7 protein-coding genes are annotated in these 12,000 nt (G+C 36.6%); 6 read left to right on the top strand and 1 reads right to left on the bottom strand.

Annotated features, from left to right (window positions below; translation table 11 throughout):
- Positions 1-106 precede the first annotated feature (106 nt).
- Complete coding sequence (locus GQ598_RS05790; RefSeq protein WP_160402833.1) at positions 107-1,264, top strand: M20 aminoacylase family protein; 1,158 nt, start codon at positions 107-109, stop codon at positions 1,262-1,264.
- Between the two features lie 69 nt (positions 1,265-1,333).
- Here GQ598_RS05790 and ygfZ read toward each other — a convergent pair whose 3' ends face one another.
- Positions 1,334-2,209 (bottom strand): tRNA-modifying protein YgfZ, encoded by an 876-nt coding sequence (ygfZ, locus tag GQ598_RS05785; RefSeq protein ID WP_160402831.1) that lies wholly within the window; start codon positions 2,207-2,209, stop codon positions 1,334-1,336.
- 283 nt (positions 2,210-2,492) lie between these two features.
- Between ygfZ and ilvI the strand changes: the two genes are divergently transcribed.
- The 5 genes from ilvI (at position 2,493) to GQ598_RS05760 (ending at position 11,901) form a co-directional block, all read left to right on the top strand.
- On the top strand, positions 2,493-4,211 hold the full coding sequence (ilvI, locus tag GQ598_RS05780; RefSeq protein ID WP_160402829.1) for an acetolactate synthase 3 large subunit: 1,719 nt from the start codon (positions 2,493-2,495) through the stop codon (positions 4,209-4,211).
- Entirely contained in the window at positions 4,211-4,705 is a 495-nt protein-coding gene (gene ilvN, locus GQ598_RS05775) for an acetolactate synthase small subunit (RefSeq protein ID WP_065586122.1), read from the top strand. The genes ilvI and ilvN overlap by 1 nt, the downstream gene beginning before the upstream one ends.
- A gap of 97 nt (positions 4,706-4,802) precedes the next feature.
- Positions 4,803-6,998: an IgaA/UmoB family intracellular growth attenuator gene (locus GQ598_RS05770; RefSeq protein ID WP_160402827.1), complete on the top strand. Its 2,196-nt coding sequence runs from the start codon at positions 4,803-4,805 to the stop codon at positions 6,996-6,998.
- A 114-nt stretch (positions 6,999-7,112) separates the two neighbouring features.
- Positions 7,113-9,671, top strand: coding sequence for an IgaA/UmoB family intracellular growth attenuator (locus GQ598_RS05765; RefSeq protein WP_160402825.1), 2,559 nt, complete (start codon positions 7,113-7,115; stop codon positions 9,669-9,671).
- Between the two features lie 472 nt (positions 9,672-10,143).
- Positions 10,144-11,901: a hypothetical protein gene (locus tag GQ598_RS05760; RefSeq protein WP_160402823.1), complete on the top strand. Its 1,758-nt coding sequence runs from the start codon at positions 10,144-10,146 to the stop codon at positions 11,899-11,901.
- Positions 11,902-12,000: the final 99 nt, after the last annotated feature.

Here is a 12,000-nt window from a genome sequence, read left to right as displayed (position 1 = left end):
TATCCATAGTAAAAATAGTTATTTTTATAAAAGTGAAAATCGCGTTATAGTGCTAGCTAAATCGACGTGTTATGCTGTAAGTTAGTCACTAATTAAGGAATCATTCATGATATCAAATAGTATAAATGAACTAAAAAGCGAAATGATCGCATGGCGCCATCATATTCATGCTCATCCTGAAACTGCTTTCGAAGAAGTCAACACCACCAAATTTATCATCGAAAAACTGCAATCATTTGGCATTACCGAGCTATATACTGATTTTGCCCCAACGGGGGTTGTTGGTATTATTAAAGGTAATCAAGAAGGACGGTGGATTGCGCTTCGGGCTGATATTGATGCATTAGATATTGTTGAAGAAAATAATATCGATTATTGCTCAACCAAGCATGGCAAAATGCATGCATGTGGACATGATGGGCACACAGCTATGTTGCTAGGCACCGCCAAATATCTTAGCGAACACCGTGATTTTGCTGGTACCGTTGTAGTTATTTTTCAACCCGCCGAAGAAAATGAAGGCGGAGCACGGGTTATGGTTGAAAACGGTTTATTTGAACAATTCCCGATTGAAGCGGTGTATGGCATTCACAATCAACCTAATATGGAGTTAAATCACTTCTATATTAATCATGGTCCAATGATGGCATCGTATGATGTATTTGAAATCAAAATAACAGGTGTGGGTGCGCATGCTGCTGCTCCTCATCTTGGTAAAGATACCATCGTAACGGCTACACAAATCGTCAATGGTTTACAAAGTATTGTGAGTCGTAATGCTGATCCTTTAAGTTCGTTGGTAGTGAGTGTGACGCAAATCCATAGCGGTGATACTTGGAACGTGTTACCGCAAGAAGCGGTGATTCGAGGCACGGTTAGGACATTTAGTGCCCAAGTGCAGGATATGGCTGAAAGTCGAATTAAGCAAATAGCAACAGGTATTGCCACAACATTTGAAGCTAAGGCTGAAGTAGATTATCAACGTCGTTACCCAGCGACGATTAATTACGCCAAACAAGCCGATATTGCTATCACTGCGGCTAAAAAAATCGTTGGGAAAGATAACGTAATTATTGATCCTCTTCCTTCAATGGGATCAGAAGATTTTGCGTTTATGCTGCAAAAAATACCGGGTGCATACGTTTGGTTAGGTGCAGGTAAAGGTGCTAACTTACATAATCCAGCTTTTAACTTCAATGATGAAGTGTTAACAACTGGCGTAAGCTATTTTATTGAGATTGTTAACCAAGAACTTGCGAACTAAGTTAAAACGATAGGCACAACGACAGCTGGAATAAACGTGTTGTTATTCCAGCTTGTTGATCAAAAACAATTAAAACGTCATTCGACTGTTATCGTTTCCAAAAACTCTAAATGGTGTATTTAAATCAATACCATTATTCAGTACGACTTGGACACAAATGCCGTCTTTGTCATCAAGTTTGGCTACGGCTAATACCAGTCCACCTTCTCGCCAACCACCAGCAAGTTTATATTCGAGCGTATTTCCAATTTTAGGAAGAACATCACTGGTGCCTTTTATTACATACATTCCACGAGTGTTAGCACCACGAAACTGCGCTCTAGCGACCATTTCTTGACCACAGTAGCAGCCTTTTTCAAAGCTAATAGCATCATAAGATTGTAAGTTACAGGCTTGCGGTAATAAAATTGCCATATTACTATCATCAATAATAGGATAACCCGCTTGCAAATCAAGTTTTAACCAGTCACTGCATGGATTTAAATCATCCGGAATTGGTTCTGGCGTGACCATAATAACGCGCATTTCCGGTAAAGGTACTTTGATATAGGTGATATTATTTTCGGTTAAACAGCTTATATCACTTAATTTTGTAGCGACTGCTGTGGGAATCGCATCACCGACCAAACCGATCATATTTAAATCTTGGACTGGTTCAATAGTCACTTTAGAAAAAACAGCGTATTTTGCCAGTTCAGCAATTTGCTTTTTAACAACGCTTTTACGCTCAATATAGTAAATATCGTTACCGCGTTGAAATAACAATAACGTACTCCACATTCTGCCTTTATTGTCGCAATGAGCGGCATAGAGCGTTGATTGTTCCGAAAGTCGGTTAATGTCGTTGGTTATTTGTCCTTGCAGAAAAACACGGCTATCGTCGCCAGTAACTTTAACCAATTGCCAGTCAGCAAGTGAGGTTGGTTTAGATGAAATATTGCTCATATTTATACCTTTGAGTAATGAAGAATTCTAGTACTGCTATGACTAGAAATACTTAGATTCTGAGTGTATATAAAAAACAATAAAATAACAATAAAATCAATCAGCAATATTTAAATAAAATTGATAGATTATGGATATTATTCACAATATTTTAAAAATTAATATTGTGAGTGCTCAATTTTATTTGTAATAAACTTAGCTAATTGACTTTATTGATTTTACTTACAAGTTGATGCAAAATGATTCTAAAAATGATAAATCAGTTACATTGGAGGCAACAACCATGGCAAAACTGTCAGGCGCAGAGATGGTTATTCAATCTTTGATTGACCAAGGAGTAAAACAGATATTTGGTTATCCCGGTGGTAGTGTTCTTGATATATATGATGCCATTCACACATTAGGTGGCATTGAACATATTTTAGTTCGTCATGAACAAGCTGCGGTACATATGGCTGATGGTTATGCTAGAGCAACGGGTGATGTTGGTGTCGTCTTAGTTACATCGGGTCCTGGAGCTACAAATACCATTACTGGCATTGCAACGGCATACATGGACTCTGTACCACTAGTAATATTATCCGGGCAGGTTGCGAGTAATTTAATTGGTAACGATGCATTCCAAGAGTGTGACATGGTTGGAATTTCACGCCCCATTGTGAAACACAGTTTTTTAATTAAAGATAGTAAAGACATCCCCGAAACGATCAAAAAAGCATTTTATATTGCCTCGACAGGTAGGCCGGGGCCAGTAGTGATTGATTTGCCAAAAGATATGGTTAATCCTGCCAATAAGTATAACTATCATTATCCAAAATCTGTCACCATGCGCTCTTACAACCCAACGATACAAGGTCACAAAGGGCAAATTAAAAAAGCGTTAACGACTTTGCTTGCAGCTAAAAAACCCGTTTTATTTATTGGTGGTGGTGTGATTGCCGCCAATGCGAGTGATGCGATCAAAACGTTTGCTAAAAAACTAAATTTACCGGTTGCTTCAACATTAATGGGTATTAGCGCCTTTCCTGGTACTGACAAACATAACCTTGGCATGATTGGTATGCACGGTGTTTATGAAGCCAATATGGCTATGCATAATGCCGATGTCATTTTGGCTATAGGTGCACGGTTTGATGACAGAACAACAAATAATGTTGAAAAATATTGTCCAAAAGCCAAAATTATTCATGTTGATATTGACCCAACCTCAATATCAAAAACCATTATGGCAAGTATACCGGTTGTGGGCGATGCCAAAATGGTGGTTGAAACCATGTTATCTCAAATCGATGAGGTAAATGTAGATCGTGATTTGGATGCATTAGTCGATTGGTGGAAGCAAATCGAACATTGGCGAGCTCGTCACTGTTTGGCTTATCGTCATGACGGTGAAAGCATCAAACCGCAGGAAGCCATTGAAGTATTATACAAATTGACCAAAGGTGATGCCTTTGTGGCAACCGATGTTGGGCAGCATCAAATGTTTGCGGCACTTTATTACCCATTTGACAAACCGCGTCACTTTATTACATCGGGTGGACTTGGCACCATGGGATTTGGCTTGCCAGCAGCTTTAGGGGTTAAATTGGCATTCCCTAAAAAAACCGTTGTTTGCGTAACTGGTGATGGCAGTATTCAAATGAATATTCAAGAACTATCAACCGCATTACAGTATGGCCTACCCGTGCTGGTTTTAAATTTAAATAACCGTTTTTTAGGCATGGTTAAGCAGTGGCAAGATATGATTTATGCAGGCCGACATTCCAGTTCTTATATGGAATCTTTACCTGATTTTGCCAAAATTGCAGAAGCCTATGGCCATGTTGGAATGGTTATAACCAAACGTGAAGAGCTTGAACCTAAACTGAAACAAGCGTTAGCAATTAAAAACCGGTTGGTTTTTGTTGATGTCATGACCGATGCCACTGAACATGTGTATCCAATGCAAGTGCGAGGTGGGGCAATGAACGAAATGTGGCTTAGTAAAACGGAGAGAACCTAATGCGTTATATCTTATCAATTTTAACCGAAAACGAACCAGGCGCATTATCAAGAATAATTGGCTTATTTTCACAACGTGGTTTTAACATTGAAACAATTACTACCGCGCAAACTGAAGACCCAACTATGCATCGTATGACGATTCAAACAACGGGTGATGAGCATGTTCTTGAACAGATCCAAAAACAGTTGCATAAATTAGTTAATGTTTATCGCGTGCATGATTTAACCGAAGGACCACATGTAGAGCGTGAGATCATGCTAGTCAAAGTTGCCGCAAAAGGTTCTGATGCGCGTGACGAAGTAAAACGTTGTGCCGATATTTTTAGAGGATCGATTGTCGATGTGACTGCAACTCATTACATCGTACAATTATCGGGCACAAGTGAAAAGCTAGACTCATTCTTAGCTTCAATTCGCGAAACTTGTAATATTGTCGAAACTGTACGCTCTGGGATTATTGGTTTATCACGTAGTGAAAAAACAGTTAAATAGTGATATTCATTGTTAGCATCTTTAGTTAAGGCGCATTGTGCGCCTTAATGTTATTAAAAATATTAGAATAAAAAAATAATATAAGGAAAATAGTGAAATGGAGTTTTATTGGTTAATTAAGATTTTTTTAATAGGTCTTGCTATATTTTCTTGGATTAACTATAGCTCAAAAAGACATACAAATAATCGAAATTTAAAGGATGTCATTAAAGATCGCATATCAATAAGAAAATTAACAGAAAACGAATTTGAACTTTTAGAACCTTATCTGAATAATAAATGGCTAGTGTTTCCGTATAAATATCAATCATCATTAATTGATTTAGAAGTATCAAAGATAGAAGGAAATTGTGTCCGTTATAGTTTATATACGAATACTGAAGAAACATCTTTTTATTATGAGATTGATGGGATTGAACTCTTTTTCCCTTATAACATGTACCTCCATATTTCAGATTTTAACGTTGCAGAAGTCGTTTTTACCGAAAAATATGCATTTGTAGTTAAAATCAATGATTATGATCTAAAAACTGCCGCAGAATCTCAAGGCGGAATCATATGCTCAGAATTAGATGAACCTTGGATGTATGAGCAATCTTTTGATTCTAAAATGCCAGAAGATGAACAAACAAGTAATGATACTGTAGTGAGCGTAAAACCGAACCCTGACAAAAAAATAGATTTTGTAAAATTGTTGGAACGTGAAGAAACTCCATTAGAATTAAGAAATAGAAATAAAAAAGGTAACGGTCTATTATCAGCTATTTTTTTAACTTTGATGACTGTGTTTTTCCTTATCTATTGGTATTCCAATAATTCTACCATCCTTATTTTAGTTATTTTTAGTACGATACTTTCCGTTATTTTTTATTGGTATCAGCCTAGATCTAAATACGATTTAAACAACGTAATTTGCATTAAGGGCTTAATTAAAAATAAAAACGTTTCTAAAAAAGAAGTTATCATTGGTGAAGATTATATTTTAAACATTCCCCACCATTGGCTGCCTTTTCTTCCTGACAAGTCGTCTTTGCCTGCAAACATGGACATATCAGTGAGTGATAGAAAGCTAATTCGTTATGAAAATACACTTTCCATTAACCAAGAGATCGAACAATTTGGAGCACCAAAATTTGCTAAGCATAATTTAATACTCTTAATTACTGGAACTATTTTATCTGCTGTTGTCTATTTTCAAACAAGTTTAGTTGATAATGCAATGTTAGCTTATCAATTTTTCAACGACAATATAACCGCTAGAAATTTACAGGATGAATCAACCTTAAAAAATAGTCCAATTCAAAAAGGTGATTTAGTCAATATAAAAATAAGTGGTGCATCATGCGATGTAAATGAAAAGAAAAATGAAAATAGGTGTCATACATTATTCATCAATAATCAACCTATTGATATCGAAACTAATTACATAGTATCAATAGCTGAACCAATAAAAAATTTATTTAAAGATAATTTTATAAATACTCGTGTTGATCAAGATGTTATTGCAGCGCAGCAATATCAAGACCGATTGATTGAATTGTATAAATCCTTTGATAGGATAACATCTCAATATCAACGATATATCAAAGAATCATTTACAAAACTAATAGATATTGGAAAAATCGTAATTACTGTGGATAAAGTATGCAAAGTTTCTGAAATCGATTGTCTAAGCGTCAAGAAAGAGTTGACTGCCTTGTTTGATATACAGTTTTCAGATGATTTATCTGATTGGGAAAAATTTGTTAATGAATCTGAAATTAATCCAAATCATGATGAGATTGTTTCCGTCAGAAATGTTTCTAAGCTTGATAATTCAATCTCAAGATTGAAGGCAGATGTAATCGCAAGATTAAAGAGCACTGTTTCAGATTATCAGCATGATAAATCAAGTTTTAGGGTTGATTTATCCGAAAATAGTTACTTAGAAATGGGCAAACTAGAACATATAAATAATGACAAATCAGGACCTGTTTCATTATTAACAGTAGAGCACTATTATGATGTGCTATTTGCAAAAGCGGGGAACATTGACATTGTTGGACGAGTTAGCGATATTTATTATCGAGATGATAATTCAATATCGGGTTTGAAGATTAAGGCAAACTCTCATTACAGTACGAATTTAGATGAACTATTTTCATTCGTATCCCCAATTTTTGTTAGTCTTGCTGTTTTTATGATTACGGCTTTAGTCTCGATTTTAAATAGCGTTGTAATTTGTTACAAATTGTTGGCTAATCATCGACGTAAGAATAAAATTTTAGCTATATATAAAAATCGAATAATATAATTATTATATAACATATTGTTATATAGAAAATTAAATGTAATCGCATTGGTTTTCTACATTGTTAAACATAAAGAAAATAGAAATACACTGAAATAAAAAGGAAAACGCCAAACAATGGATACTATTTTTACTTTAAAAATCATTTTACTCCTAATCATGTTATTTAGTGCCTTAATCGGATTTGCGAAGTGGAGTGATTTTAAATATGAACGTCGACAAAACAGAAGAAACCTAGAAGAGCGTATAAATAATCTCCAAACAACAAGAAGATTAACATCAGAAGAACTTGAGCTGATAACCCCTTATCTCACCAATAAAAAATTGGTTAAGCCTTATAAATTGCAATCTTCATTAGTGAATTCTGAAGTATCTATTATTGAGGGAGACTGCGTTCGCCATAGTCTTTATACCGATTCAAAAGAAACTGAATTTTATTACAAAATCGATGGTATCGAAGTCCTATTCCCTTATCATTTACAACTATTTGCTTTAGATTATAATGTTGTGGAAGTCGTTTTCACATCACGCTATGCGATTGCCGTTAGTTTTAACGGCTATGGTTTAGACACGTTAGCTGATTTTAGTGATAATTCCAATGATGAAAATAACAAATATGGTTTATCATTTTTCTCTAACTTAAGTCGAACAATAAAAGAAGAAGAATACCAACTACTTGAACCTTATCTTAACGACCCTTCTATGGTAGGGCCTTATGAACATGGGCCTTCATTAGTTAGTCCAACTGTTTCAGTTATCGTTGGCTCATGTATTGCTATTAACCAGTCTAATAAGCGTAATGATCCTATCTATACTTATCGAATTGGTGATACCGTTGTCTTTTTTCCTTATGACATGGAACAATACGTTGAAGACATCAACATCGTACAAGTCGTATTTACCGAACACTATGCAATAGTGGTCAAACTCAATCAATATGACCTAAAAACAGCACAACAAAATCAAAAGCAACCAAACCTAAAACCACATTTTGCGAAGCCTTGGGAAAGTCAAAAAGCAGAAGTCGAATTTGAACAAAACCTAACTGATGCAAATGACAGCATAATTAAAATTGATAAAGATACTGAATTAAAAAGCAAGTTTACTTGTGAAATAGTCGAACAACGTGAAGAAACACCTCTAGAATCGGCGAATCGAAGTAAAAAAAACAATGGTATATTTGCCGCCGTTTTTTTAGTGGTAGCAGCGATGTTATTTGCTAAGTACTGGTACTCTTTTGATAGTTTTTTACCTGTATTTATCGCGCTTAGTTTATCTGCTACTGCTTTCTTTTACTTTCGTAAAGCTGAATCTTACACATTAGATGTTAACCACATAAAAACGAAAATTCGACACAAAAACGACATAAAAAACCAAATGATCGTTGGTGATGATCTAACTTTAAAATACCCCGCTTATTGGGCTCCATTTCTGCCTGATAAAACGAATGAAAATATCGACATGGATATCGTTGCAAATAGCAAAAAACTGCTTCGTTATGGCAATTCATTATCCATCAGTCGTGAAATAGAAGAATTTGGACCGCCAAAATTTATAATGCGCAATCTAATACTATTTGTTACAGCGCTTATTTTATCTATTAGCATCTTTAAATTAGTTAATATCACCGATAATTTGACACTGGCTAGTTATCCTTTTAATGACCATGTCAGTATTTGGAACATTAAAGATGCCGAATCTTTAAAAAACAGCCCAATCAAAAAGGGCGACTTGGTTAATATAAAACTCAATGGCGCATCATGTAATGCGCAAAGCAACATGTATTTAGAACATTGCGATAAAGTGTTTATTAACGAGCAAACCGCAAACAATGCCGAAGATGCCTCATTTGAGAACGATTTGTTATACGCGTTTTTTGGCGATAAATTAATTGAAACAGCACGAGATAATGACGTAACAGAGCTTGAAAAACAGCTAAACAACAGAAAAAACACAGACTACAACGAGGATTACCAATTTGGCGTAATATTAACCAAACTATTACATATTGATCGCATAATTCTAACCGTTGACGAAAGCTGCCAATTGTTAGATGAGGACAAATGTAGACGAGCCAAGCAGATTTTACTCCAAACCATTAAACCAACCGCCAGCACACTCGATCAATGGCCTCAACTTGTTGAATATAGCAAACAGCACCCAAACTACGAAAAGATTATCGTTGCCGGCATGCTTGAACACCTAGAACCACAAATCAATAACTTAAAAAGAAGTGTGTTATCTTACTACCTAGAAAAAGCAAACACAGCTCTAACTGATTATCAACACTCAGCACAAAGTGTCGGCTTAGCATTAGCAAATACACAAGAGATAAAGATCAGCTATCCCGATGACGAAGATATAAGTCTGACAGAAACATACTATAATGCGTTACTAGGAAAGGGCGGAAAAGTAAAGGTTTCAGGACTAGTGACGGGGGTTAATTATCAAAGTGATAACACAATTTTAGATCTAACTATTAATGATGATTTTTTATATAGATTCCATCAAGAACAGTTATTGTCATTTAACTCGCCTATATTTATCGGCATCTCTATTTTTATTATCACTGCTTTAATAGCGTTGCTTCATGGCATAACCATTTGCTATAAATTAATTGCGAATCGGCAGCGAAAAAATAAAATAATTAAATCATATGAAAATAAAATAACATAATGACTATTTATAACTGATTTACAGCAAAAAACGAAGGCTTTATCGAAGAACGATAACTAAACTATTTGTATAGGAATGATTTAGGCAATGTTATTTGATAAAGCCGTAACAATTTTGGTTTTTATATTTTATTTATTGTTTTTAGCGCATAACTAATTGGATTATAGGAACAAATTTACATTTAAAAAACGGTCAGAAAAGGTATTGATTTTATTGAAGTTTTTATTTGGCAGTTTTTAACCAAAAACCACCACCCAAAACCAGTTCCCAGTAGTACACCTACGTAGGTTGACTTGGTGTTTAACAAAACTTTACAAATTTTTAACAAAAAAGGTAGCGCATTATTGCTCAAGCGGTTATAATTTAATCGCTTACAAAGCAAGGGAGTGCTCATTAGTTGAGCAGTCAATTATAAAAAATTCAAATAAAACAAAAAATTACTTGACAGGATGATCGAAATGCGCTACCATTTATGGCATCTGGCATCTGGCATCTGGCCTGCCAAACCTATGCTCAAAATCTTTTTCAATTTCACCGTAGTCTAAAACAGACACAGTTCTTATTTTCATCAGCGAGGTCATTTCGCGTAGCGAAATGGACGCCGTCATCGCGGTCTTTTCAGGCGATGTTTTCGGCGGGTACTTCGACAACCTCTTCGGCAAAATTATCATCGATATCCAAGTGGTTATTAGGGCCGCCATTGCTATCCAAACCTCCATTATGGTTTAAACCTTCATTGTTATCTAAATCGGCATTGTTCTTCGTGGCATTGTTGTTATTGTCATATACACAGGGTTCTGTGGCATTAACGGCCCAGACATCAAGGGTAATAGAGGGTAGTGCACCATATTTAACATTTGATGGGGGACAGACAAAGGCAACTAATACGGATACTTTTTTGGCAATCGAGTTGCCAGATGGAAGACGTATTACTCAGTCAGCTAACACATCAAGTGCAACAAATCCGATAAGGTTACCTAGTGGTAATTATACATTTAATGATATACACACGGTGGTTCCCGCATCGGTCCCATTAGTAAATGGTGAGTATGCAATAGATATAAATAATTTGGTTAGCCAAGGGAAGTGGGGAGATGATGATGGAGATGGACAGGGTGCTAATGGTGTTACAGCATCAGGGCGTATAGATTTAACAATAAGGGATAAAAATGGCACTACCGTTAGTCGTAATGATACATTAAGTCTATGTAAAGCGCCTTATAAGGTAACTTTAAGTAGTACAGGGGGGACTTTAGAGACTCGTTATGGTGTGCCAAGAGGTAGTCGATTTTACGGGGGGACGGCGGAGTATTATATCACTTTGTCGTCACAGCCGGTTATTTGTTCGGTCAGGCCGAATTTGTACTTCGGTGGTACTGGTGATAATGTTTCTTCCCTTTGGGGTAGTGAACTTGACGATTCCAAGTACGCAGGCCCATCTAACATATGGTCTCCTACTAAGGGCTTTTTGGTTCAGTCAGCAAGTCCATCGTCTTACGAGTTAAACTTTCCAACTACAGGTGCTGATGGATTGTATTTTGATTTGGATGTTGGTGGAATCGATGCAAGTCAGTTGAGTTGGACAGTTAATACAAGTGGTCGTTTAAGGGCAACGGTGAGTTGGACAAGGCCGCGTTCTGGTACATTCACAGCCCCAGATGGACGTACTGTCCAAGCCGATGTCTGGATTAGAGATAAATCCAGTTATGTAACACGGGTAACATTAAGGGGTCCTAGGGCAAGTAGTTCTCAGATAAATTCAAGTCGTCCTAGTCGGCTTACTCCGTCGCTATCTTTGCCACAGACATTTGAGTTGGTCGGTAGGGATAGAGGTGGTAATGAGGTTCGTTATGGATTTGTGTTGAGGCAGTGGTTCGTCCATCGGGGTGGTAAAGAAGTTACCCAGTCTAATCAAATATCTTGGTGTAGTGGTTTGGGTTATCGTCTTGTTAGGGTAAGGGATTTAACCAATGCAGTCAGAACTGGTAATTATCCTATTTCTGGCGCAGTACCTAGTTCATCAGGCAATTGGTATCAGCGTCACATAGGTGCAGGTTTTTTCACGGAGTGGGGCTACATGTTCTACTACGCTGATGCGGGCTTCGTCAACAGCCACTACTGGGCGAGCGACGCTTCAGGTAGCGATGGCTTCTATGTCGTCTCGTTCAACGGCAACGTTTACCGCCTCGACATTTACAGTAGCGACTATGCTGTTTGCACCGCACCTTAGTTTTTAGCGTTTAGTCCTTAATCCTTGGGCCGCGGGGGCGGTTATGGAGCCTGAGAGGACAATCTAACAAAGAATAACGCCCCCGCGTAAGTTGGGGCA

The organism is Gilliamella sp. Pas-s95 (assembly GCF_009795795.1).
GTDB lineage: Bacteria > Pseudomonadota > Gammaproteobacteria > Enterobacterales > Orbaceae > Gilliamella > Gilliamella bombicola.
The sequence above is the reverse complement of the archived record's forward strand: the minus strand, read 5'-3'. Positions and strand labels throughout refer to the sequence as shown.